The sequence below is a fragment of the Mannheimia glucosida genome (assembly GCF_046267875.1).
Classification (GTDB): domain Bacteria; phylum Pseudomonadota; class Gammaproteobacteria; order Enterobacterales; family Pasteurellaceae; genus Mannheimia; species Mannheimia glucosida.
Window position 1 is genome coordinate 1396288 of record NZ_CP176502.1, and the last position, 25624, is coordinate 1421911.

Sequence of the window (25624 nt, forward strand, 5' to 3'; positions counted from 1 at the left end):
GATGTTTGCAAAGGTTTTATTTAACCAAAAAGCATTAAAGTAAGAGGCTTTAATGCTTAATTAGAAATATGAGGTTAAAAATTGTCTTTTTGCTGACGAAGTGCAATAAATTCGGCTAAATCGACCGCTTGCATAAACGGGTTCACCTGCATTTCCAAGCCAATAGTGGTTGGCAAAGTCGGTTTGTTTTGCGAACGTAAAAGATCAACCTGTTCTTGATATTCTGCCAATATACAGCTTGGCGGTAGAACTGCTTCGACAAATTTCAAATTACTTTGGGTGTATTCGTGAGCGGGGTAGACTTGAGTGGAATTAGGTAGTTGTTTAAAGCGTTGTAACGCATCAAATTGCGCTTGGTAATCACCAGTAAAAACCCTGCCACAGCCACCAGAAAAGAGCGAATCCCCACAGAATAGGTAATCATACCCAAACAAATAGCTAATATGCCCTGCAGTATGCCCCGCGCTTTCAAGAATGTTTACTTCATAATCAAATAATTTAAGCTGTTGATCCGGCGATACAATAACGGTAGCAAATTTTGCGGCTTCTTTCGGACCGTAAACCGGAATATTGGGGTAGCTTTTTGCTATGTTAGGCACGCCGTCAGTATGGTCGTGATGATTATGGGTAAGCAAGATAGCGGTCAAATTTAGCGAATTTTTTGCAATAAAATCAAATACAGGTTGTGATTCAGCCGGATCTACGATAATCAGATTGTTGTGTTGTTGGATTGCCCAAATGTAATTGTCACTTAAGGCTGGAATTGGGGTAATCTGGAGCATCATTTTCTCCTGATAAATAGGGTTTAAATAAAAAGGGTGGGGCGTTACCAGCAACCCTCGGCACACAGAAATTTCAACCCAGACTGCTTTCTTCCGAACCTGATCAAGTAAGCTGAACACCATTGCGAGGAACCAATAACGCCCCATCGAATTACGCAAGCTCGCGTAAGACCTCACATTATAGATAAATTTTAAAATAAGACAAGAACGAATTTGACAAGCGGTTATTTTATGTTAGAAATTTGCGTAAAATAACGCTTGATTCTTTAATTTTTAGGCAAAAATCATTGGCACTCAGGCTATATATTGTAGCGGATATAAATCTAATTTATCCATTAATTGGCGATCATGATCTTCTTCCGGATTTTCTGTAGTAAGTAATTTATCGCCATAGAAAATAGAATTTGCTCCCGCCATAAAACAGAGGGCTTGCATTGCTTCCGGCATAGTAGTTCTGCCAGCAGAAAGTCGGACAAAGCTTTGAGGCATAGTAATTCTTGCTACCGCAATGGTACGAACAAATTCTGTCCAGTCTAAATCTTCGGCATTGGTAAGCGGTGTACCTTCTACTTTAATCAACTGATTAATCGGTACGCTTTCAGGTTGAGGATCGAGGTTAGCGAGGCTTGCAATTAGGCCTGCTCGCTCGGGGCGGGTTTCGTTCATTCCCACAATACCGCCACAGCAAACTTTCAAGCCGGCATTGCGAACTTTACCTAAAGTGTCCATTCGATCTTCGTGATTTCGGGTATGGATAATTTTGTTATAGCGTTCAGGGTCGGTATCTAAATTATGGTTGTAGTAATCCAGCCCTGCTTGCTTTAATTCCTCTGCCATTCCCTCTTCAAGCATACCGAAGGTACCACAGGTTTCTAGCCCCAATGATTTCACCGCATTGATGATTTCTGAGACTACTTTAATATCTTTAGGCTTAGGTCCTCGCCACGCTGCCCCCATACAAAAGCGACTTGCTCCACGCTCTTTGGCAATTTTAGCTTTTTCTACAATCGTCTCTACATCAAGCATTGTTTGCTTTTCTATTCCTGTATCATAGCGGGCAGATTGGGGGCAATATTCGCAATCTTCCGGACAGCCTCCTGTTTTAATTGAGAGTAACGTCGAAAGCTGGATAGCATTAGCATCAAAATTTTCACGGTGAACTTGTGCCGCTCTAAACACTAAATCCATAAACGGCAGATCAAATAGTTCTTCCACTTGGCATTTTCGCCAATATTGTGCTGTTGGGTGTGGGGTGAGTTCATCTTTGGCTTTCAGCCTTAATTGGAATGTTGTCATTATTGTACTTCTCCTTTATACAAAAGGACTAAACCTCATTCAAGGTTTAGTCCTAAACTAATTTTTTAGCGATTATAACTTATAATTACAACTTATAACTTCGGACCAGCAGCAATTAATGCTTTGCCTTCCTCGTTGGTCGCATATTTTTCAAAGTTTTTCACAAATCTGCCTGCTAAGTCTTCCGCTTTAGCTTGCCATTGTGCTTTGTCTTCATAAGTGTTACGAGGGTCTAAAATGTGGGTTTCTACACCCGGTAACGCAGTTGGAATTGCTAAATTGAAGATTGGTAATGTACTCATTTCTGCTTTTTCGATTGAGCCGTCTAAGATGGCATCAATAATACCCCGTGTATCTTTAATCGAAATACGTTTACCTGTGCCGTTCCAACCGGTATTCACTAAATAGGCTTCCGCACCAGCTGCTTCCATACGTTTCACTAACACTTCTGCATATTGTGTTGGGTGAAGTGATAAGAATGCCGCACCGAAACAAGCAGAGAAAGTTGGGGTTGGCTCGGTAATACCCCGTTCTGTACCGGCTAATTTAGCTGTAAAGCCTGATAAGAAGTAATATTTGGTTTGTTCAGGCGTTAATTTAGACACCGGTGGCAATACGCCGAATGCATCTGCTGTTAAGAAGATCACTTTCTTAGCGTGCCCTGCTTTTGACGGTACAGCAATATTATCAATATGATAAATCGGATAGCTTACACGGGTATTTTCTGTTTTTGATTTGTCATCAAAATCAATAGTGCCATCTTCACGCACCACCACGTTTTCTAATAACGCATCACGGCGGATTGCACGGTAAATATCCGGTTCGTTTTCAATAGAAAGGTTGATGGTTTTCGCATAACAACCACCTTCATAGTTAAACACACCGTTTTCATCCCAACCGTGTTCATCGTCACCGATTAATTTACGTTTCGGATCGGTTGAAAGTGTGGTTTTACCGGTTCCTGATAAACCAAAGAACACCGCTACATCACCTTCTTCGCCCACATTGGCTGAACAGTGCATTGAAGCGACACCTTTTAATGGTAAGAAGTAGTTCATCATAGAGAACATACCTTTTTTCATCTCACCACCGTACCAAGTACCACCAATAATTTGAACGCCCTCTGTCACATTAAAGGCTACAAAGTTTTCTGAATTTAAGCCTTGCTCTTTCCAGTTCGGGTTAGTTACTTGGGAACCGTTCATTACCACAAAATCCGGTTTGAAATCTTTTAATTCTTCTTCTGTTGGACGAATGAACATATTTTTCACAAAGTGAGCTTGCCACGCAACTTGGGTAATAATACGCACATTGATGCGATGCTCAGGGCTTGCACCACAGAAAGCATCAATAATAAATAAACGCTTATTAGATAACTCATCGGTCACTAAGGTTTTTAAACTTTGCCAAGTAGATTGAGTCATCGGTTTATTATCATTTTTAGCTGCATCAGATGTCCACCAGACGGTATCTTTTGTCGTTTCATCTAATACGATATATTTATCTTTCGGCGAACGCCCCGTGAAAATGCCGGTATCTACCGCTACTGCGCCTAAATTTGTTAGGACGCCTTTTTCATAACCTTGAAGGTTTGGATTCATCTCCTCCTCAAACAGTTGCTCATAGCTAGGATTACGCACGATTTCTTTTACATTTGTAATGCCTAAGTCTGCAAGTTCTTGTTCAATACGATTTAACATAGTGTTTACCTCATAATAGTTATAAATTTAAAACTGGGTTGATTATACGAAAATTGAAAAATAAAAAATGTTACATACTTCAAATTTTTGACATTTAGTTTAAAAAAATCGCTTTAAAATACGCATTTGTTTGTTTTATATCAATTTTTCGAATACATTTAGCACTATCCATCGCCTGTTTAAGTAACAAGCGGTAAGATTTTTAGAATTTTTTGCAAATTCAAGGTAAAATCAACCCGCTTAGTTCATTACTATTTCATATAAGAGAAAATAAATGCGTTTATTAATTACTTTTTTTGCCCTATTACTCGGCTTTTTCCAATATAGCTTTTGGTTTGGAAAAAATGGTTGGAGTGATTATCAAGAAGTGCAAGAAGAAATTGCTTTATTAAAAGTAGAAAACACAAAGCTTACTTCACGCAATAAACTAATTGAAGCCGAAATTTACGATTTAAAGAACGGCGTAGATGCACTTGAAGAGAGAGCAAGACTTGAACGAGAAATGGTAAAAGAGAACGAGATGTTCTACCGAATTGTACCAAAAAACAAATAATACATAATTGATATATTATGAAGCGAAAAATTATTGCAGTAATTCCGGCGTCAGGAGTTGGTAGCCGGATGCAAGCAGAAAAACCAAAACAATATTTACAATTAAAGGGTAAGACTATCTTAGAGCATACAGTGTCTATTTTTCTTGAACACCCTCATGTTGAAAAAGTGATTGTAGCGGTGGCAAGAAAAGACCCTTTTTATTCCACATTGGAACTCCTAAAATCCCCTAAGATCCAACTTGTTTTTGGAGGAGAAACGAGAGCAGATTCAGTGCTAAATGCCTTACAGGAAATCAACACTGAAAATGCTTGGGCATTAGTTCACGATGCGGCTCGCCCTTGCCTCAAGCGGTCAGATTTAGATAAACTTTTGCAAATTAACGATCCGCAAGGTGGCATTCTCGCCATTCCAGCGGTAGATACGATGAAAAGAGCAAACGGCACGAAAATCGCACACACAGAAGATCGCTCAACCTTATGGCACGCTTTAACCCCACAATTTTTTCCTGCTCAAGCATTAAAACAAGCATTATCCTCTGCTTTTGCCAATAAGCTTCAGGTAACAGACGAAGCATCTGCAATGGAGCTTGCAGGCTACCAGCCACAATTGGTTTCAGGTAGAAGTGATAATATCAAAATCACTCGCCCTGAAGATTTAGCCTTAGCGGAATTTTACCTTACACATAATTTGGAGAACTAAAATGATACGTATTGGACACGGTTTTGATGTTCACGCTTTTGGCGAAGATAGACCACTGATGATTGCTGGGGTTGAAGTGCCTTATCATACAGGCTTCATTGCGCATAGTGACGGAGATGTAGCGCTGCACGCTTTAACAGATGCATTGCTTGGCGCAGCAGCTTTAGGTGATATCGGCAAATTATTCCCTGATACTGATATGCAATACAAAAATGCCGATAGTCGTGGTTTGTTGATTGAAGCTTACCGACAAGTGCAAGAATTGGGCTATCAAGTCGGTAACGTCGATGTAACCATTATTGCTCAAGCTCCGAAGATGCGACCACATATTGATAAAATGCGTCAGATTATCGCAGGCGATTTGCAATGCGATATTTCACAGGTAAATGTAAAAGCCACTACAACAGAAAAATTAGGGTTTACCGGGCGAGGTGAAGGCATAGCTTGTGAAGCCGTAGCATTGTTACTAAAAAGGGCATAGCTTAGAGAAGTGAGGAAGCGGTCTTATTTTCACTAGCCTTAGCGGTCTTATTTTCACTAGCCTTTTGGGGTGTTTAGCGAAAAATACGCAATTTTTTCGAGAAATATGACCGCTTGTATTGTTTTAAATTTGGCGGAAACTACCAGCTCCCTCCGGCTCCACCACCGCCTGATGAACCACCGCCGAAGCTGTCGCCACTGCCTCTGCTTCCGCCAAAACCACCACCGAAGCCTCCGCCAAATCCGCCTGAGCCACCACCAAAGCCACCTCCGAGACCACCGCCAAAGCCTCCACCTCTGCGTTGGCTTTCTCTTAGTATTTGTCCTAGTTGATCCATTGAACCAGGGCTAATATAGGTGCTGTTTCCTCGTGGGCGGAAAATTAGGAAAATCACAATGCCGGCAAACAAGAAAAAGAGTAAGCCGTCTATGTCATCAAATTCTTGCATTTCTTCGCCATAACTTGCATAAGGGGCATATTCCCCGTTAATGGCTGCCATAATGGCAGATAAGCCACGAGCGATACCGGCTGCATATTGCTCTTGTTTGAAGAATGGCGTGATGTCATTGCGGATAATGCTCGATGCAATCGCATCAGGTAACGCTCCTTCAAGCCCACGACCTGTGGCAATAAAGAGTTTGCGATCATTTTTGGCAATTAATAACAGTACACCATTGTTTTCGTTGTTTTTGCTCCGCCCGATCCCCCATTTGTTAAACAAGGTGTGAGCATAGGTTGAAACCGCTTCGCCTTCCGTACTTGGGACGATTACGACAGCAATTTGCGAACTCGTTTTGGCACGGTTGGCAATTAAGGCATCTTCTAATGTCCGCCATTCTTGTTGGCTTAAGGTGTTTTTGGTGTAGTCCGTAATGTAATAAAACGGATTTGGCGGTTCAGGGTAGGTCACCGCCGTGGCATTTAGGCTAAACAGAGCCAAGCACACCAATAACAAGCGGTTGAAAATAGATGGAAATTTGCAAAGGGATTTCATCATTTGACTACCACCTCGTTTGAAAGCTCGTTTTTATCATCAGCCTGATAAGGGAAATGGTGAGCAAGCGGAGCTTCCACCATTTTGATTGCATCGCAAATGGCTTGGGTGTAATCGCTCTTTTGGCAATCTAGGCACATAGTGGCATAGATTTTTTGCCAAAAATCATCATCGACTTTTTGGTGAATGCCTTCATCACCAATAATGGCAGCGTAGTGAGGTTTGAACGAAAGGTAGATCAACACACCGTTACGTTCAGCCGTTTCACGCATTTTTAATTCATCGAAAAGCTCGCTTGCTCGCAACATAGCAGCGTTGTCGGTTTTGCCGATTTTGGCTTTTCGTTCCACCACCACACGCAATTCGGCAGAGGTTTTTTGCTCTAAATCGGCAATTGCTTGTTCAATGCGTTGCGTATCTATCGGTAATTTGTTGGAGAGAAAAGAAAATAATCCCATTTGTTCCCCTTAAAAATAAAGCAATAAGCACCGGATTTGAAAGAGCTTATTGCTTTTAATATGAATAAATTGAAACTAAAATTAGTTGAAGTTTACGGTTGGTGCTTTATCAGAACCTGCTTCAGATTTAAATTGTGGTTTTGCTTTAAAGCCCATAATCATTGCCGCTAATTTGGTTGGGAATTCACGCACTTGTTTGTTGTACTCTTTCACTTTTTCGTTAAAGTTATTGCGTTCAACGTTAATGCGGTTTTCCGTGCCTTCTAATTGAGCTTGCAGATTTAAAAACGCTTCGTGAGCTTTTAATTCAGGGTATTTCTCAACTGAAACCAATAAACGTGAAAGGGCAGAGTTTACACCTTGTTGTGCTTCTTGGAATTTAGCCATTTGCTCTTCGGTAGCATTGCTTGGGTCAATCGTTACCGCAGTCGCTTTTGCACGAGCCTCAATCACAGAGGTTAAGGTTTCTTTCTCAAAGTTAGCCTGACCTTTTACGGTATTCACTAAGTTTGGAATTAAATCCGCACGGCGTTGGTAAGCCGATTCAACATTTCCCCATACGGAGTTGATGTCTTCTTCTGCACGCATTAAATCGTTGTATTTTGTTAAAGAATAACCGCCAACGGCAAGCACAGCGATCAGTAAAATCCAAAAAATCTTTTTCATTATGAAATCCTATAAATAAAAGAGTGAAAAATTGGGAGCATTGTATCGGGAAAAAGCGGATATAGCTAGCGTACTTACAAATTTTTTCATACTATGGGGCGTAGATAAGATTTGTAAATTTTTGTTCAAAGTCAACCGCTTGTTGTTTGATTGTTGATAAGAGGAAAGCCAAATGCTCAAAGGAATTTTAGCTTCGCTTGCAGCCAATGTACTGTTTGGAGCAGTTTACTATTTTGCGATATTGCTTCGCCCGTTAGAGGGAGAGGCGATGTTCGGCTTTCGGATAGTGGTGGTGATTCCGTTTATTTTGCTCGCGATTATATTGTTTAAACAGCAATCGGCTTTTGCTGACCTTTTGCAAAAAATTCGACAAAATCCACCGCTTGCATTCGTCATTTTGCTCCTTGCATTCAACACCGGTGTACAGCTTTGGCTGTTTTTATGGGCACCGAATCACGGGCAAGCGTTACAGGTGTCGCTCGGTTACTTGCTTTTGCCGATTGTGGCGGTAGCATTAGGTAAAATGGTGTTTAAAGAGCATTTTACCCGGCTGAAATGGCTTTCTTTGCTTTTTGCGGTAATCGGTGTTGGCAGCAGTGTGTTTTTTAGCGGCACGATTTCGTGGGCGACTTGGGTAGCTGGGCTAGGCTACCCGCTTTATATTACTCTTCGCCGTTATTTTCAAATCAACACGTTAGCTACTTTTTTTGTGGAGTTGTTATTGGTGTTACCCGTTGCACTTTATTACCTCAGCCAAGTAGAAATGACGCCGATTGTGGCAGCAAATCCGCAAATTTATTTCTACCTTGCATTGCTTGGCGTGGTAAGCGGTAGTGCCTTTATTCTCTACATTGCTTCCAGTAATTTATTACCGATTAATGTGTTAGGCTTGCTAGGCTATGTTGAACCGCTGGTAATGTTGCTGATTTCTTTTGCCATCGGTGAAAAACTCGATGCCAATTCCTATATTTTGATGGTCTGTTTGCTGACTTCGATTGGATTATTGAGTTGGGATAGTTTTCGTAGAAAGGTGCAATAATTCAGGAAAAATAAACCGCTTGTAGCACAAGCGGTGTAAAGATTATTTGACAGGTTTCAATAGACCGGCTTTTTTTGCTCGCTGATAGGCTTGCTTAAAAGCAATTAAACCTTCTTTCATTTTAGATTTCCTTTTGGCGTAATTAAAATGAAACAATCTTGATTAACGCTCAAGGGATAAATCACTTGGAAAGATTGCATAAAATCACATCGTGGCACACACATACGCTGATATATTCGTTATCTATGTGATATAAAAAACGGAGCATTTCGCTCCGTTTTTTGTTCGTAAATTATTCCGCTTTTTGTTTGATAGCGGCATAGACTACGCCGGTGACTAATGAGCCGATGGCAATAGCAGCTAAGTACATTAACGGTTGTGAAACGAATGGAATCACGAATAATCCGCCGTGTGGGGCTTGTAGGGTAATGCCTAGTGCCATTGAAATTGCACCGGCGGTTGCACCGCCTAAGATTGAGCTGGCAATTACACGCACAGGGTCTGCCGCTACGAACGGTAATGCCCCTTCTGAAATAAAGCATAAACCTAACACGAATGAAGCTTTACCTGCATCACGTTGGTTGGTGTTGAATTTGCTACGAGCAATCAGGGTCGCAATCGCCATACCAATTGGTGGAACCATACCTGCCGCCATCACCGCTGCCATTGGCATATATTGTTGTGAAGCAATTAAACCCACACCAAAGGTATAAGCCGCTTTATTCACCGGACCACCCATATCGGTACACATCATCGCACCGAGAATAATACCTAAAATAATTGCATTGGTTTGCCCCATCGTGTTTAACCATTCCACTAAGGCGTCCATTAATGCTTTCACCGGTGGGTTGATAACATAAATCATCAACAAGCCAACAATCGCAGAGCCTAAGAGCGGTAAAATCAAAATCGGTTTAAGCGAGGTTAAACTTGCCGGTAGCTGAATTGCACCATTTAAGAATTTTACGGTATAACCGGCTAAGAAACCGGCTACGATACCACCTAAAATCCCTGCTCCTGCGGTGGTGGCAAGCATACCGCCGATAAGACCGACTGCTAACCCCGGACGGTCTGCAATTGAGAACGCTACATAGCCAGCGAATACTGCAATCATTAAGTGGAATGCCGCACCGCCACCAATATCCATTAAGGCTTTCGGTAAACCACCTGCGATAGTTTCATCTTTGAAGGCTTCAATCCCGAACATAAATGAGATCGCGATTAATAAGCCACCTGCTACCACCAGCGGTAACATATGTGATACACCGGTCATCAAGTGTTTATATAACCCTTTTTTCTCAGAAGTTGGAGCTTCAGCATTATCCGCTTTTGCCACACCACCTTCGTAAATTTTCGCTTGAGCAAAGGCTTTTTCAAATTCTTGAGCGGTTTTCTTCAATGCTAAACCGGTTGAGGTGCGATACATCGGCTTGCCTTTGAATTTTTCCAAATCAACATCAATATCGGCAGCTACAAAGACTAAATCTGCCGCTGCGACTTCTTCGGCGGAAATCGGATTTCCTGCTCCTACTTGACCACGGGTTTCAACCTTGATGTTCCAACCCTGTGCTTTGGCATAATTTTCGATTGCTTCCGCAGACATAAAAGTATGAGCCACACCGGTTGGGCAAGCAGTAACCGCAACGATATTTTTCACACCAGATGAAACCGCTGAAACCGCATTGGTTGCGGTGGCATTTGCAAAAGTTTGTGCATTTTCGACCGCTTGTTTGAGACTGGCTTCAGGTTGAGCAAAGGCTTGTTCTAAGTCCAAAATTGCCCCTTGCTTGCCGGTAGCTTCTTGTGGAATTGCGTTATCGAATAACACCACAAAATCAGCTTGGTTTGCCGCCACAACATTGTGTCCTTGTTGCTTGGCAGCCGTAGATAACATTTCATTCACTAAGAAACGGCGTGCGTTGCCTAGTGTTTGAGGAAATACAAAAGAAATATTCATATTGGTTTGTTCCTTTGATTGAGGTTTAATGATTTTCTGAAATCACGGTAATGTCGGTTTGTTTAATAATATCGTCTAACGCCGCACGGTCTGCAATCCCAACGTTACTTTGAGCAACAGCTAGAGCAGAAGTAGCTGAGGCAAAACGCAAGGTTTGCTCTTTGCTCCAACCTTGAGATAAGCCGTAAATCAAGCCGGCAACCATTGAATCACCTGCACCTACCGTGCTGACTACGTTTTCACAACGTGGCGGACGGGCTTGTAATACGCCTTCTTGATTGAGCCAAAGAGAGCCTTTTTCGCCCATTGATATAATTACATTTTCAATACCACGGGAACGTAATTGTTCAGCTGCACTAATAATCTCTTCGATTGAGTTGAGTGGATGCCCGACCAGCACTTCCAGCTCACGGCGGTTTGGTTTTACTAACCAAGGGTGAGCAGTTAAGCCAGCGGTGAGTGCCGCATTGCTGGTATCTAACACCACTTTTAAGCCTTGGCGGTGTAAAGATTCCAACCAAGAAGCAAATTTTTCCGGCGTTACACCACGAGGAAGCGAGCCACACACCGCAATTAAGTCAAATTTATTTTTCCATTGGCTGGATTGAATGACAAAATTATCCCAATCGTTTTCCGAAATTTCAAAGCCGAGGAAGTTCAGATCGGTGACATCAGCTTCGGTTTCGGTAATTTTAACGTTAATGCGAGTTTTGCCTTGAATACGGTAAAACTCATCAGTGAGATCGTTTTGTTTGAAAGCAGTAACGAAGTCGCCTTGATTCTCCTCGCCTAAAAAACCGGTTACAGAAAGTTTTGTGCCTAAGTCAGCTAAAACTTTAGCAACGTTAATGCCTTTGCCGGCAGGGTATAAACCAAGAGTTTCTACGGTGTTCACTTCGCCGATTTCAATACGTTGAAGTTTGCCGACTAAATCAAAGGCGGGGTTGAGGGTAACGGTTGCAATACGCATAATGATTCCTCACTTATTCGCCTAAACCGGCTTCAATCGCAGCTCCGATAGCCACTAGTGCTACTTCGGCATCATCACCGGTTGCGACAAAGCGTAGCGTCGTGCCTTTGGTTACGCCAAGGGCAACAATTTTCATTAGGCTTTTGGCACTGACAAGCGGTGAATTTTTATCAACATTTTGCACTTCAATTTTGGCGTTGAATTTTTTTACTTCATTCACCAACACAGCACTTGGTCGAGCGTGTAAACCGTGTTCGTTTTTGATTACAAAGGTGGCTTCTTTCGTATTGGCATCGGTAGCAGTCGCAGTTTCTTCCGCAGGAATTGCTGAAACAGCAACGCTTTCAATCGTATCTTCTACAGCCGGCACAAATGAAACATTTTCACCTAAACCGTTAATAATGGCTTGTTGTAATGCCTCAATCGCTTGTTGGGCGTCTTCGCCCTCTGCCACAAAGCGTAAACGATGCCCTTGGCTCGCCCCTAACGCTACTACTTTCATTGCACTTTTCGCACTTGCCGGAGAAGTGTTGCGGTCTAAGTTTTCTACGCTAATTTTTGAGGAGAAAGGTTTCACTGTTTGTACTAACACCGCAGCAGGGCGGGCGTGTAAGCCGTTGTCGTTACGAATAGTGAATGTGCCAACCACTTGGTTGCCACTCGTTTCGGCATTGGTTACAGGGGGTGTAGCTACGTTTTCGCCTTTTAATAAACCAAGCATTTGCTCCGCAGAGAAATGAGCAAATTGAGTTCTCACTTCTGATTTTAATAATTGAGCTAACAGTGGCTGTAGAGCGTTGTCGGTTTCTGCCACAGTTAGTAGGGTTTGACCTTGCGTATTACGGGCAATAGCGATACCGTTAGCTTGGTTACCTTTGGCGGAATCCACCACAAATAGATTATTGCCTAAATGTAATGCTTTGTTGGCAACCACATCACTGATGAATGCTTGGGAAACATAGCCTTGCTCTTGTAGTTTTGCGGCGTTAATGGCTGATAAAGTGATAAGGCTTGAAGACTCTACATTCAAAGAAATCAGCTCTGGAGATAAGGTAGGAAGGTTTTTCTTACCGCTTAATACGGCAATAAATTCATCTAAATTTTGCGTTTTCGCTAAGATGGCAGCAGCCTCTTCATCGCTTAACACGGTAGTCAGTTGGCGGAGTAAAGTAAGGTGTTCGTCTGATTTAGCCGCAATCCCAATAACCACATAAGCGGTATTACCTTCCCCCCATTCCACGCCTTGTGGAAGTTGGATAATTTGCACGCCGGTTTCTTTGACTAAATCACGGGTATCAAGTGTGCCGTGGGGAATAGCAATTCCGTTACCTAAAAAAGTAGAGGTTTGGGTTTCACGATTAAGCATACCGACTTCATAGCCGGCTGCTACATTGCCCTTGGCGACTAATTCGGCGGCAACAAAACGGATAACTTCTTCTTTGTTGCTTGCTGAACCATTTAAACGGATGTTTTTTGCCGATAAATTAAGCATTTTAGCTCCTTGGATTTAAAGTTGATTTTTAAACTGTAATGTTATGGTTAGTTTACTCTATATTTTGCTAAACCGTTATAGCCAACTAAAAATATCCATAAAAATGTTTCAAAATGTGATCTATGTCACAAAATTTAAGGTTTGATGATTTAAACTAAAGATTAAAACGATTTTATTTTGTGATTTAGCTCAAAAAATGGCGTAAATCCACTTCTTTTATTTCTATTTAGTGATAGAGTGAGAACTATTGAAATTTAAGTATTAAACGCTTTAAGCAAGGAGTGCCGATGCAAGACTATACTTATTCTGAAAAAGAGGCTTCTTTTGTTGAGCGACTTTCTTCGGGTTCTTGTAATGATCCTTTCTCCTACCTAGGTATTCACCCTAGCAATAACGGCGTTATTATTAGGGTATTTCTTCCTTCTGCTATAGCTTGCCAAGTGATCGATTTAAACGGAAAGCCTGTGTCATCAATGCTAAAAATTGATGATAGAGGCTTTTTTATTGCAGAGCTGATTGGTAAAAAAACAGATTTTTCTTACCGCTTGTTGGTGGAATACCCCGATTTAACAGTAGATATTGAAGACCCTTACCGTTTTAAAACCCACATTCAAGAGCTGGATAACTGGCTGTTTGCTGAGGGAAAACAACTTCGCCCGTACGAAAAATTAGGCGCACATTTAGTCACACAAAATGAAGTTGGGGGCGTGCATTTTAGCGTCTGGGCGCCGAACGCTCAGCGGGTTTCCGTGGTTGGGGATTTCAACCACTGGAACGGCTTGGTGCATTCAATGCGATTCCACCCCGATTCCGGCATTTGGGATATTTTCCTGCCGAATGTGAAAAAAGGGGCTTGCTATAAATTTGAAGTGTTGGATCGAAACGGCGTGCTACGGTTGAAATCCGACCCTTACGCCTTTGCCTCCCAATTCCGCCCAGAAACAGCCTCTATTGTTTCCGGCTTGCCAAGCATTGTGCCAGCCGAGAAAACCTGCCGTAATGCGAATGCTCCCGATAAACCGATTTCCATTTATGAAGTGCATTTAGGCTCTTGGCGACGCAATATTGAAAACAATTATTGGCTTAGCTATGAAGAACTCGCTGATGAACTCATTCCTTATGTGAAAGATATGGGCTTTACCCATATTGAATTGCTGCCTATTTCCGAATTTCCGTTTGATGGCTCTTGGGGTTATCAAACCACCGGCATTTATTCGCCAACCAGCCGTTTTGGTACGCCTGAGGGCTTGAGTTACTTTATCCAAAAAGCTCACGATAAAGGCATTGGCGTGATTCTGGATTGGGTAGTGGGGCATTTTCCGGTTGATGAGCACGGCTTAGTCTATTTTGACGGCACCCATCTCTATGAGCATTCCGATCCGAAAGAGGGATACCACAAAGACTGGAACACCTTAATTTTTAACTATGGCAGAAACGAGGTGAATAATTATTTGTCAGGTAATGCACTTTATTGGATTGAGCGTTTTGGCATTGATGCGTTGCGAGTTGATGCGGTGGCATCAATGATTTATCGAGACTATTCACGTTCAGACGGCGAGTGGATTCCAAATAAATATGGCGGGCGTGAGAACTTAGAGGCAATCGACTTCTTGCGTCATACCAACAATATTTTGAGAGATGAAAGTCAAGGTGGTGCGAGCATTGCAGAGGAGTCCACCTCTTTTGCCGGGGTGTCTCACCCAACCGAACAAGGTGGCTTAGGCTTTAATTACAAGTGGAATATGGGCTGGATGAACGATACTTTACGCTATATGCAAAAAGATCCGATTTACCGCCGTTATCACCACAATCTAATGACTTTTGGTATGACCTACCAATACAGCGAACAGTTTGTTCTACCGCTTTCACACGATGAAGTCGTTCACGGCAAAGGTTCATTACTGAATAAAATGCCGGGGGATTGCTGGCAAAAATTTGCGAACTTGCGAGCCTATTATGGCTATATGTGGGGCTATCCGGGCAAAAAATTACTCTTTATGGGCAATGAATTTGCACAAGGTAAAGAGTGGAATTTTGCCGAGAGCTTAGATTGGTATTTACTCGGGGAAGAAGGGGGCGAATGGCATAAAGGCGTGTTGGGTTGGGTAAAAGCCCTTAACCATTTATACACCCAAACCCCTGCACTGTTTGAGCAAGATTACAATCCTGAAGGTTTTGAGTGGTTAGTGGTGGACGATCACGATAATTCGGTGTTTGCTTTTGAGCGTAAAGCCAAAAATGGCGATTCGGTGATTGTGGTGAGTAATTTCACCCCGATTGTGCGTGAAAATTACCGTTTTGGAGTGAATGAATTATCGGAATATCAAGAAATTCTTAATTCTGATTTAGCTTGCTATTGCGGTAGTAATATCAGCAATGCAAACCGATTTGCCAGTGAGTTGGTCGCATCGCACGGTAAAGCCTACTCCTTGAGCATTACTTTGCCACCACTATCGACTATCTTCCTCAAAAGAGCCGCAGACAAAAAAACAAAACAAAACATAACTTAAAGAAACATAAAAAATAATATGCACTATTTTAGAGGTAAGCCTTTTCCTTTAGGCAGTAAACTTGATAGACAAGCGGGCGAATTTGGTACAAATTTTGCAATTTTTTCGCAAAATGCAACCGCTATTGAGTTATGTCTTTTTGATGAAAATCACCACGAAACCCGTATTCCGATGTTTTCTTCTGGAGATACTTGGCATATTTTTGTAGCAGGTGTACAAGCAGGGACAAAATATGGCTACAGAGTGAAAGGCATACAAGATGAACAAGCCGGTTTGTTATTTAATCCGCAAAAATTATTGATTGATCCTTACGCTAAAGCGATTGAAGGGAAGCCGGATTTAAGTAGTGCAGAGGTAGCCGCTTGGTATAAATGGAACGATGAACGGGATAATGCCTCTCTTGCACCTAAGTCTATCGTGATTGATGAGCATTTTGATTGGGAAAATGATAGCCAGTTATTCATTCCTTGGGCAGAGACTATTATTTATGAAATGCAGGTGAAAGGTTTTAGCCAGCGAAATTTTCAGCTTCCAAGCGATATTCGAGGCACTTTTGCCGGTTTGGCTCACCCTGTTTCGATAGACTATTTAAAAACCTTAGGAATAACCGCTGTAGAACTTCTACCCGTTACTTATCATATTGATGAAACCCATTTGCAGAAACAAGGGCTTGTGAATTATTGGGGCTATAATGTATTAGGCAATTTTTCCGTTGAATCGAACTTAGCCGCTGATAAGCAAAATCCTCTCAAAGAGTTTAAACAGCTCGTAAAAACGTTACATCAAGCACATATCGAAGTGATTATGGATATTGTGTTTAACCACACAGCTGAAAGTGATAAAAGCGGGCCGATGCTGAGTTTTAGAGGCATTGACAATACAGCTTATTGGCTAGATAAACAGGGCGAATACGAAAATTGGACAGGCTGTGGCAATACTTTAAATTTGAGCAATCCTTATATACTTCGATGGGCAATCGATTGCTTAACCTATTGGGTGGAGGAGTGCCATATTGATGGATTCCGCTTTGATCTTGCCTCAATTCTAGGTAGAACACCGAGTTTTTCTGAAAAAGCAGATTTTTTCACAGCACTTAAAAGCCATTCTAAATTAACGCATATTAAGCTGATTGCCGAGCCTTGGGATATTGGTGCAGAAGGTTATCAATTAGGGCAATTCCCCGAGTCTTTTTATCAGTGGAACGATCGTTATCGTGATGATATGCGTCAATTTTGGTTGCAAAGCCAAGGTGATTGGGGGCTTTTTGCACGGCGATTGGCTGGAAGTGATGATGTATTTAAAAGATATTCCGGCTCAAAAAGTATCAATTTCATTACTGCGCACGATGGTTTTAACTTACAAGATCTCACTAGCTATCACCAAAAACATAATTGGGCAAATAGTGAACAAAACCGAGACGGGCATAACAGCAACTATAGCAATAACCACGGTGTTGAAGGGCAAACAGCTGATGAATTTGTAAAAAAACAGCGAGAAATCACCGTTTGTAGTTTGCTCTCTACTCTCTTTTTATCGGCAGGTGTTCCAATGCTTTTAGCCGGTGATGAAATCGGGCATAGCCAGCAGGGTAACAATAATAGTTACTGCCAAGATAATGAGATCACTTGGTTAGATTGGGAAAATATGAATCAGATAAGACTGGATTATGTTCGTAGTTTAATTCGGTTGCGTAAAAAAATCGCTTTGCTTTCCAAGCAAAATAGTTGGTGGTACGAGGATTCAGTACAATGGCTGAATCCTACTGCTCAGCCAATGAATATTGATGATTGGCATAATCAACGTAATGGGCTTGCCGTTTTATTACAGCAAGAATGGTTGCTTTTATTCAATGCTAATCGACAACCTCAATCGTTTTTACTGCCACAAGGCAACTGGAAAGTTGTGTTGGAGCAGGCTCAAGGTACTTTGATGACAGACACGCAAGCGGTTACGCTCAATAATATGGGGGTATGCGTACTTCAAAAAAGTGATGTAATGTTCGCTAATAAATTGGAGACACAATATGCTTAACCAAGAATCAACGGCTCTTGTTGCAAGACAAGATTTAACCAACGATACCTTAGTATTAATTCTCGCAGGAGGACGAGGCTCTCGCCTATACGAATTAACCGATAAACGTGCAAAACCAGCAGTCTATTTCGGTGGAAGTCGCCGTATTATTGATTTTGCGTTATCAAACTGTATTAACTCGAATTTATTAAAAATCGGGGTAATTACCCAATATGCAGCACACTCTTTGTTGCGCCATTTACAACGTGGTTGGTCATTTTTACCTTATGAACGTAACCAATATATTGATATGTTACCGGCACGCCAACAGCTAGATGAAAACACTTGGTATCGAGGCACAGCCGATGCGGTGTATCAAAATATGGCGATGATGAAATCGCACTATAGACCAAAATATGTGGTGATTCTAGCCGGTGATCATATCTATAAAATGGACTACACCCAAATGTTGAAAGATCACGTCGATCAAGGTGCAAAATGTACGGTAGGTTGTATCGAAGTGCCTCGCTCACAAGCAACGGAGTTTGGGGTAATGGCGGTGAATGAAAAGCTGAAAGTGAAAGAGTTTGTAGAAAAACCGGCTGATCCACCTGCAATGCCGGGAAAACCTGATTCCTCGCTCGCATCAATGGGGATTTATGTATTTAATGCAGATTATCTATATGAAATGCTGGAAAAAGAAGCCTCTACACCAGGAACCTCACATGATTTCGGTAAAGATATTATTCCAAAAGCAGTAGAGCAAGGTGTGCTATATGCCCACCCATTTGAACGTTCTTGTAAAGGGCGTAATGCCAGTGGGGCAATTTACTGGCGAGATGTTGGGACGATTGACAGCTACTGGGCTGCCCATATGGATTTAGTGTCTGAAGATCCGGAATTAGATTTATATGATGAATCTTGGCCGATTCACGGTCGTCCGCAACAAACCGCACCGGCACGTTTTTTCTATAATCGTGCACGGGCCAGAACCTTAGATAACTCTCTGATTGCCGGTGGTTGTGTGATTACCGATGCAGAAATCAGTAATTCGGTCTTATTTAACCGTGTTCACGTTGAAGCGGAGTCGGTGATTGAACACACAGTGATTTTACCGCAGGTGACTATCGGTAAAAATTGCGTGATTAAGCGCGCTGTGATTGACAGACATTGTGTAATTCCTGATGGCTTAGAAATTGGTGTAAATGCCGAAGAAGATGCGAAACGTTTTCGTGTCAGCAAAAATGGCATTGTATTAGTGACACAGTCAATGTTAGATAAATTAGCGGGAAAAGAAGCCAATTCGGATATTAAATATACAATTTAGTAAGAGATGATATAATGCTTCGAGTTTGTCATTTGAGGTCGCAAGCTCGAAGTATTGTTATGATTAAAGCGCTTCAAGCGGTCTTATTTTTCAACTATTTTACACATAGAAAACGGTTAAAAATGAAAGTTTTACATATTTGCTCTGAAATGTACCCTTTAATTAAAACAGGCGGTTTAGCTGATGTAATGGGGGCATTGCCATTTGCGCAACAGCAAGCTGGTAATGATGTCAGAGTGTTAATTCCTTATTACCCGAAAGTCGCGCAAACTTTAGGGGAAACGGTAGAAGTTGCTACTATCGGCACTTTTGCCGGAACAGTCTCTGTTCGATTTGCTTATTTTAATGGCTTAGGCGTTTACGTTATCGATGCGCCTCATTTATTTATGCGTGATGGTAACCCTTACCACGACAGCAATTATCAAGACTATCCAGATAACTATAAACGCTTTGCTTTATTAGGTTACATTGGGGCGCAATTAGCCCAAGGTTTGGATCATTGGTGGGGAACCGCTCAAGTTTTACACGCACACGATTGGCAAGCAGGGCTTGCTTGTGCCTATCTTAAAAGTTGGGGAAGCAATGTAAAAACGCTCTTCACTATTCATAATATTGCCTATATCGGGCGCTTTAATGCCTTCCATTTAGCAGAGCTTGGCTTACCTTGGGAATTTTTCCACGCCGAAGGCTTAGAATTTTACGGTGAAATTTCGTATTTAAAAGCTGGATTATATTTTGCTGATCGCATTACTACCGTTAGCCCGACCTATGCTCGTGAAATTACTGAGGAAATTGCCGGTGCAGGCTTGCATGGTTTACTGGCAACCCGTCAATATCAAGGTAGATTGCGTGGCATTTTAAACGGGGTCGATGCTGAGGTGTGGAATCCTGAAACGGATACGCATATTGTAGCGAATTACCGAGCGAACTATATGCACGGTAAAGCTAAAAACAAAGCGGAACTTCAACGAATTTTTGGTTTGCCGGAAGACAAAGAAGCATTGTTGATGGTAATGGTGACTCGTTTAACTGAGCAGAAGGGGGCAGATTTCTTACTCGCCAATATAGATACCTTAATGCAACATAAGGTACAGATTATTGTATTGGGCAGCGGTTCGCCTGATTTGGAAAATGCACTACGTTATTTCCAACACAAATACCCAAATCAAATTGGCATACGAATTGGCTATGATGAAGCTTTATCGCACCAAATTATTGCCGGTGGTGATCTGATTTTAGTGCCGAGTCGTTTCGAGCCGTGCGGATTAACTCAACTTTACGGGCTGAAATATGGCACATTGCCTCTGGTTCGTCGCACCGGTGGCTTAGCGGATACGGTGGTAGATAGCCATAAAGAGAGCATTGAAAATCGTAGTGCCACCGGATTTGTATTTGATTACCCTGATGCTCCGGCATTTTTAGAGGCAGCAATGCGGGCAATCAGCTTATGGCAGAAACAAAAATTGTGGTCGAGCGTTCGCCAGAATGCCCTTGCTCAAGATTTTGGTTGGGCAAAAGTGGCTGAACAGTACCAAAATTTATACCACGAAATTGTTTAATTTGTATTCACAACATCATTTCAAGCGGTCAAATTTGCGGATTTTTTTGTAAAAACGACCGCTTGCGATATTAAAAATTAGGAGAATTTACTCAATGAGCAGGCAGTCATTAAGCCCGGAAATGATCAAAAATGTTAAAAATGCGATTTTGCACAAAATGGTGTTCGCTTTAGGGGTTGAACCCCGTGATGCCAGTAAGCGTAACTGGCTTAATGCAACGTTGCGTGTAGTGCGTGATTTATCTACCGAAGATTGGTTACAAACCCGCCGTAGCCAGGTGGCAAATGGTAGCCGCCGTGTTTATTACCTTTCAATGGAATTTTTAATGGGGCGTACGTTCAGTAACGCAATGATTTCTGAAGGTGTGTATGAGCTGATTGGCGCAGCGTTAAAAGAGCTAGGGCAAGATTTGGAAGAAATTATCAATGAAGAGGGCGATCCGGGCTTAGGTAACGGTGGCTTAGGGCGTTTAGCCGCCTGCTATATGGACAGCCTTGCTACAATGAAAATTCCGGCAATCGGCTACGGTATTCAATATGAATACGGTATGTTCCGCCAAGAAATCCGCAACGGGGAGCAAATTGAGCAACCTGATGAATGGTTAGAGAATGAATTTGTGTGGCCATATCTACGTTCAAGCAAGCGTTTCCCGGTACGCTTTGGCGGTAAAACCTGGCGTGAAGGCAAAAAAGTAGTATGGCAGCCGGAAGAAGAAATTACCGCTCAAGCTCACGACCAACTGATCCCGGGCTTTGAGACCACCTCAACTAACAGCTTACGTTTATGGTCTGCACACGCATCGGGTAGAGGGTTTGGCTTATCTGATTTTAACCGTGGCGATTATTTTGCAGCAATGGTTAAACAAAACAGCTCGGAAAACGTCTCTCGTGTGCTTTATCCGGACGATTCTACTTATAACGGTCGTGAATTACGCTTACGCCAAGAGTATTTCCTTTGCTCGGCATCTGTACAAGATATTATCCGCCGCCACGAAGCGGAGTTCGGCTCTTGTGTGAATTTAGCTGACAAAGTGGCAATTCACCTAAATGATACTCATCCAACCCTTGCCGTGCCTGAGTTAATGCGTATTTTAATTGACAAAAAAGGCTATGACTGGGAACAAGCGTGGGCGATGACTCGCAAAATTTTCTTCTACACCAATCACACTTTGATGAGTGAAGCGTTAGAAACTTGGCCGGTAGAAATGTTAGCCCGTGTGCTACCACGCCATTTAGAGATTATTTTCGACATTAACGAATATTTCTTAGAGGAAGTGCGTAGCCAATTCCCGGAAGATCACGATTTGATTTCTCGTGTTTCCTTAATTGATGAACAAGGCGATCGCCGTGTGCGTATGGCGTGGCTTGCGGTAGTCGCCTCAGCAAAAGTAAACGGCGTGGCGAAAATTCACTCTGATTTAATGGTTGAATCTATTTTTGCCGATTTTGCCCGTATTTACCCAAATCGTTTTACTAATGTGACTAATGGGGTAACACCTCGCCGTTGGATCAAAATTGCCAACCCAGGGCTTGCTAATATTTTAGATAAATGTATCGGCAATAAGTGGCTGACTGATTTAAGTGAGTTGGAAAAATTCAACGTGTTTGTTGATGATGCTGATGTGCAAGCTCAGGTGGCTGCGGTGAAAGTGGAAAATAAACGCCGCTTAGCTAAATATGTGGAAGAAACACAAGGCATTAAACTCAATCCTGAAGCGATTTTTGATGTACAAGTTAAGCGTATTCACAAATATAAACGCCAGCAAATGAACGTGTTGCATATCATCACGCTTTATAACCGCATTTTGAAAAACCCGAGCGCGGATTGGACGCCTCGTGTATTTATCTTCGCAGGGAAAGCAGCAAGTGCCTATTATGCAGCGAAAAAAGTGATTCGTTTGATTAATGATGTGGCAAATGTGGTGAATAATGACCCTCGCATTAATGATTTAATTAAGGTGGTGTTTATTCCGAACTACGGTGTTTCATTAGCACAAATGATTATTCCGGCAGCGGATGTTTCAGAGCAAATTTCCTTAGCGGGTACAGAGGCCTCCGGAACCTCTAATATGAAATTTGCCCTCAATGGTGCTTTAACCATTGGTACATTAGACGGTGCGAATGTCGAAATTTTAGATCACGTTGGTAAAGAGAACATCTTTATTTTCGGTAATGAAGTAGAGCAGGTGGAAGAGCTTCGCCGCAACGGTTACTCACCGTATCACTACTACGAAAAAGACAGCGAATTGAATGAGGCAATTTCACAAATTCTAAACGGTAAATTCTCACCGGAAGATCCGTATCGCTATCAAGATTTGATCTTAAATTCAGGTGACTACTACCAAGCCTGTGCCGATTATCGTAGCTATGTGGAGGCTCAAGAAAAAGTGGCTCAAGCCTATCGTAACAAGAAAGCTTGGACACGTTCAGCCATCATCAATATTGCCAATATGGGCTATTTCTCCTCAGACCGCTCGGTGATGGATTATGCGAAAAATATTTGGCATATCGAACCGATGAGCGAAGAACAATTAAAAGGCGATTCTACAATGGGCAGTATTATTGAAAGTTCAAATAAACTGTTGAATTTAAAATAATGATTTAGAGAAAACGGTAAGAGTAATCTTACCGTTTTTGTTTTAGTCAGGGATTTTGCAAATTTCTACTAAAAATTAACCGCTTGTCAATTTGCCTTCTCCACCGCCGTGAGCATTCCCCTCAGTAAATTCAGCTCATTAGTTTCCAGTTCGGCACGTTGGTATAAACGGCGGAGTTTTAGCATCACTGAATCATTGCGGATAAAGCCTAATTCGGTATATAAGCGTTCGGTGTGAGCAAAGAAATGCTCTAAGGCCTGAGCGGTTGGGTAATCCTTATCTGCTGCAAGCGGTTGTTTTTCGCCAGAATTTTGCAAATAAGCCATTCGGATTTCATAACTTGCGAGCTGTACTGCCATTGCCAAATTCAGAGAGCCATAATCAGGATTAGTCGGGAAATTCAAATGGTATTGGCATTTCAATAATTCTTCGTTGGTTAGCCCCACCCGTTCACGTCCAAATACAATCGCCACTTTGCCAAGATTGGCTCGATTTACCACTAATTCACCACAGTCTCTTGGTTCAATCAGGGTATTTTGCAAATGGCGAAGTCTGGCACTGGTGCCGATCACCAGTTGGCAATCGGCAATAGCTTCATCAAAAGTAGCGTAGCATTGAGCGTTATCCAACACATCTTTTGCCCCGGCAGCAAGGGCTTCGGCTTGTTCATCAAGCGGTTGTTTTGGGGCGACTAATCGCAAATGGGTTAAGCCCATTGTTTTCATTGCTCGGGCTGCGGAACCGATATTTGCCGGGAGTGAAGTTTCAACAAGAATGATCTGAATTTGGTTGAGAATCTGCATTGGTTTTGTTTCTTTTTTGTTAAATTTAGCCTGTTAATAGTGTAGCAAAAATTTAGCCTGCTTAAAATTTGAAAAAATGGGAAATAATCGGTTTAATTGGGAATAATTTTTTACCTATTTGTTTTATTTAGTGGTACATTTAGAGCGTTTTTAATCACAACAACCATACAGGAGTCTTTATGCTTATTGGTGTACCAAGAGAGCTGTTAGACGGTGAAACTCGAGTGGCGGCAACGCCAAAAACCGTTGAGCAGATCAAAAAACTTGGCTTTGACGTACTTGTGGAACAAGACGCGGGTTTTAAAGCCAGTTTTGAAGATAATGCATTTTTAACTGCAGGTGCAAATATCGGCACACAACAAGAAGTTTGGAATGCAGACATTATTTTTAAAGTGAATGCGCCGACAGAAGCTGAAATTGAGTTAATCAAAGAAGGGGCAACCTTAGTCAGCTTTATTTGGCCGGCACAAAATCCACAATTGATGGAAAAATTGCAGTCTAAGAAAATTAATGTGTTGGCAATGGACGCTGTGCCTCGTATTTCCCGTGCCCAAGCTCTCGATGCTTTAAGTTCGATGGCAAATATTTCGGGTTACCGTGCGGTGATCGAAGCGGCAAACGCTTTTGGTAGCTTCTTTACTGGGCAAATTACTGCAGCAGGTAAAGTACCACCGGCAAAAGTGTTGGTAATTGGAGCCGGTGTTGCTGGCTTGGCTGCAATCGGGGCGGCAAATAGCCTGGGGGCGATTGTGCGTGCCTTTGACTCTCGTCCTGAAGTAAAAGAGCAAGTTAAATCAATGGGGGCTGATTTCCTCGAAATTGATTTTGAAGAAGAAGGCGGCTCAGGTGACGGCTATGCGAAAGTGATGTCGGAAGAGTTTAACCGTCGTGCAATGGCGTTATATGCCGAGCAAGCCAAAGAGGTGGATATTATTATTACCACCGCTGCCATTCCGGGCAAACCTGCTCCTCGTTTAATCACTAAAGAGATGGTTGATTCAATGAAACCGGGTTCAGTGATTGTTGATTTAGCCGCTGCAACCGGTGGTAACTGTGAATACACCAAAGCCGGCGAGATTGTGGTGACCGATAATCAAGTGAAAGTGATTGGCTATACCGATTTTCCTGCACGTTTACCAACGCAATCTTCGCAACTTTATGGTACTAACTTGGTGAATTTACTCAAACTGTTAGCACCAAATAAAGATGGTCAAATTGAGATTAATTTTGATGATGTAGTGTTGCGTGGCGTAACGGTGGTGCGTGACGGCGAATTAACCTGGCCGGCTCCGCCGATTCAAGTATCTGCGCAACCGCAAAAACAAGCAGCCGCACCACAAGCGGTCAAAAAAGAGGAAAAACCTGCAGACCCTCGAGTGAAATATGGCGTGATGGCAGCAGCAGGCGTGCTGTTCCTATGGCTTGCATCTGTGGCTCCGGCAGCGTTTTTATCGCATTTTACCGTATTCGTTCTCGCTTGTGTGGTAGGGTATTATGTGGTTTGGAACGTCAGCCACGCACTACATACCCCATTAATGGCGGTAACAAATGCGATTTCAGGGATTATCATCGTAGGTGCGGTATTACAAATTGCCCAACCGACCGGTAATTTCTTTATTGATATTTTGGCATTTATTGCGATTTTGGTTGCCAGCATCAATATTTTTGGTGGCTTTAAAGTAACGCAACGTATGCTTGCAATGTTTAGAAAAGGTTAAGGAGAAACGAAA

The 25624-nt window shown here is 42.2% G+C and carries 20 protein-coding genes and 1 other RNA gene; 10 read left to right on the forward strand and 11 right to left on the reverse strand.

The features are described from left to right. Nucleotides 1-74: 74 nt before the first annotated feature. From gloB to pckA, 4 genes are all read right to left on the reverse strand, one after another. Nucleotides 75-782, reverse strand: a complete 708-nt coding sequence (gene gloB, locus ACJ7Z2_RS06800) for a hydroxyacylglutathione hydrolase (protein ID WP_154704775.1) — start codon at nucleotides 780-782, stop codon at nucleotides 75-77. 41 nt (nucleotides 783-823) lie between these two features. Further along, nucleotides 824-921, reverse strand: an RNA gene (gene ffs / locus ACJ7Z2_RS06805) — signal recognition particle sRNA small type. Between the two features lie 155 nt (nucleotides 922-1076). After that, a complete protein-coding gene (bioB, locus tag ACJ7Z2_RS06810) occupies nucleotides 1077-2078 on the reverse strand; it encodes a biotin synthase BioB (protein ID WP_409499766.1) in 1002 nt (333 codons plus the stop codon). 92 nt (nucleotides 2079-2170) lie between these two features. Beyond that, nucleotides 2171-3778, reverse strand: coding sequence for a phosphoenolpyruvate carboxykinase (ATP) (gene pckA / locus ACJ7Z2_RS06815; RefSeq protein WP_409499767.1), 1608 nt, complete (start codon nucleotides 3776-3778; stop codon nucleotides 2171-2173). A gap of 274 nt (nucleotides 3779-4052) precedes the next feature. Between pckA and ftsB the strand changes: the two genes are divergently transcribed. Genes ftsB through ispF form a run of 3 tightly spaced genes read left to right on the forward strand, consistent with a single transcriptional unit; the run spans nucleotide 4053 to nucleotide 5513 of the window. Then, nucleotides 4053-4331 carry a cell division protein FtsB gene (ftsB, locus tag ACJ7Z2_RS06820; RefSeq protein ID WP_006248439.1) on the forward strand — a complete coding sequence of 93 codons (279 nt, stop codon included), beginning with the start codon at nucleotides 4053-4055 and terminating at the stop codon, nucleotides 4329-4331. Nucleotides 4332-4348: 17 nt separating this feature from the next. Next, complete coding sequence (ispD, locus tag ACJ7Z2_RS06825) at nucleotides 4349-5032, forward strand: 2-C-methyl-D-erythritol 4-phosphate cytidylyltransferase (protein ID WP_006248440.1); 684 nt, start codon at nucleotides 4349-4351, stop codon at nucleotides 5030-5032. A gap of 1 nt (nucleotide 5033) precedes the next feature. Continuing rightward, on the forward strand, nucleotides 5034-5513 hold the full coding sequence (ispF, locus tag ACJ7Z2_RS06830) for a 2-C-methyl-D-erythritol 2,4-cyclodiphosphate synthase (RefSeq protein ID WP_154704198.1): 480 nt from the start codon (nucleotides 5034-5036) through the stop codon (nucleotides 5511-5513). 139 nt (nucleotides 5514-5652) lie between these two features. On the opposite strand, the gene ACJ7Z2_RS06835 is transcribed toward ispF, so the two are convergent. From ACJ7Z2_RS06835 to ACJ7Z2_RS06845, 3 genes are all read right to left on the reverse strand, one after another. Further along, entirely contained in the window at nucleotides 5653-6510 is an 858-nt protein-coding gene (locus ACJ7Z2_RS06835) for a TPM domain-containing protein (RefSeq protein WP_126302204.1), read from the reverse strand. Beyond that, the gene (locus ACJ7Z2_RS06840) at nucleotides 6507-6965 is read right to left on the reverse strand and encodes a TPM domain-containing protein (protein WP_409499768.1); all 459 of its coding nucleotides are present in this window, start codon (nucleotides 6963-6965) and stop codon (nucleotides 6507-6509) included. Before ACJ7Z2_RS06840 ends, ACJ7Z2_RS06835 begins: the two co-directional genes overlap by 4 nt. Before the next feature lie 81 nt (nucleotides 6966-7046). After that, a complete protein-coding gene (locus tag ACJ7Z2_RS06845; RefSeq protein WP_006251323.1) occupies nucleotides 7047-7631 on the reverse strand; it encodes a LemA family protein in 585 nt (194 codons plus the stop codon). Between the two features lie 172 nt (nucleotides 7632-7803). On the opposite strand from ACJ7Z2_RS06845, the gene rarD reads away from it, so the two are divergent. Beyond that, complete coding sequence (gene rarD, locus ACJ7Z2_RS06850; protein ID WP_409499769.1) at nucleotides 7804-8670, forward strand: EamA family transporter RarD; 867 nt, start codon at nucleotides 7804-7806, stop codon at nucleotides 8668-8670. Nucleotides 8671-8962: 292 nt separating this feature from the next. On the opposite strand, the gene ACJ7Z2_RS06855 is transcribed toward rarD, so the two are convergent. From ACJ7Z2_RS06855 to fruB, 3 genes are read right to left on the reverse strand one after another with little or no spacing between them, the layout of a single operon-like run. Further along, nucleotides 8963-10627 (reverse strand): fructose-specific PTS transporter subunit EIIC, encoded by a 1665-nt coding sequence (locus ACJ7Z2_RS06855; RefSeq protein WP_409499770.1) that lies wholly within the window; start codon nucleotides 10625-10627, stop codon nucleotides 8963-8965. 25 nt (nucleotides 10628-10652) lie between these two features. Beyond that, on the reverse strand, nucleotides 10653-11597 hold the full coding sequence (gene fruK, locus ACJ7Z2_RS06860) for a 1-phosphofructokinase (RefSeq protein ID WP_409499771.1): 945 nt from the start codon (nucleotides 11595-11597) through the stop codon (nucleotides 10653-10655). A gap of 13 nt (nucleotides 11598-11610) precedes the next feature. Beyond that, entirely contained in the window at nucleotides 11611-13089 is a 1479-nt protein-coding gene (gene fruB / locus ACJ7Z2_RS06865) for a fused PTS fructose transporter subunit IIA/HPr protein (RefSeq protein WP_409499772.1), read from the reverse strand. A 287-nt stretch (nucleotides 13090-13376) separates the two neighbouring features. On the opposite strand from fruB, the gene glgB reads away from it, so the two are divergent. From glgB to ACJ7Z2_RS06890, 5 genes are all read left to right on the forward strand, one after another. Continuing rightward, entirely contained in the window at nucleotides 13377-15599 is a 2223-nt protein-coding gene (glgB, locus tag ACJ7Z2_RS06870; RefSeq protein ID WP_409499773.1) for a 1,4-alpha-glucan branching protein GlgB, read from the forward strand. Nucleotides 15600-15617: 18 nt separating this feature from the next. Beyond that, a complete protein-coding gene (gene glgX, locus ACJ7Z2_RS06875) occupies nucleotides 15618-17630 on the forward strand; it encodes a glycogen debranching protein GlgX (RefSeq protein WP_409499774.1) in 2013 nt (670 codons plus the stop codon). Further along, nucleotides 17623-18936: a glucose-1-phosphate adenylyltransferase gene (glgC, locus tag ACJ7Z2_RS06880; protein ID WP_006248929.1), complete on the forward strand. Its 1314-nt coding sequence runs from the start codon at nucleotides 17623-17625 to the stop codon at nucleotides 18934-18936. The genes glgX and glgC overlap by 8 nt, the downstream gene beginning before the upstream one ends. Nucleotides 18937-19058: 122 nt before the next feature. Further along, a complete protein-coding gene (gene glgA / locus ACJ7Z2_RS06885) occupies nucleotides 19059-20495 on the forward strand; it encodes a glycogen synthase GlgA (protein WP_409499775.1) in 1437 nt (478 codons plus the stop codon). A 94-nt stretch (nucleotides 20496-20589) separates the two neighbouring features. Further along, nucleotides 20590-23091: a glycogen/starch/alpha-glucan phosphorylase gene (locus tag ACJ7Z2_RS06890; protein ID WP_409499776.1), complete on the forward strand. Its 2502-nt coding sequence runs from the start codon at nucleotides 20590-20592 to the stop codon at nucleotides 23089-23091. Nucleotides 23092-23177: 86 nt separating this feature from the next. Here the strand turns inward: ACJ7Z2_RS06890 and trmJ are convergent, their stop codons facing one another. Next, a complete protein-coding gene (gene trmJ, locus ACJ7Z2_RS06895) occupies nucleotides 23178-23894 on the reverse strand; it encodes a tRNA (cytosine(32)/uridine(32)-2'-O)-methyltransferase TrmJ (protein ID WP_006251311.1) in 717 nt (238 codons plus the stop codon). A 179-nt stretch (nucleotides 23895-24073) separates the two neighbouring features. Here trmJ and pntA point away from each other — a divergent pair, with 179 nt between their 5' ends. After that, nucleotides 24074-25612, forward strand: a complete 1539-nt coding sequence (gene pntA, locus ACJ7Z2_RS06900) for a Re/Si-specific NAD(P)(+) transhydrogenase subunit alpha (RefSeq protein ID WP_409499777.1) — start codon at nucleotides 24074-24076, stop codon at nucleotides 25610-25612. Nucleotides 25613-25624 lie beyond the last annotated feature (12 nt).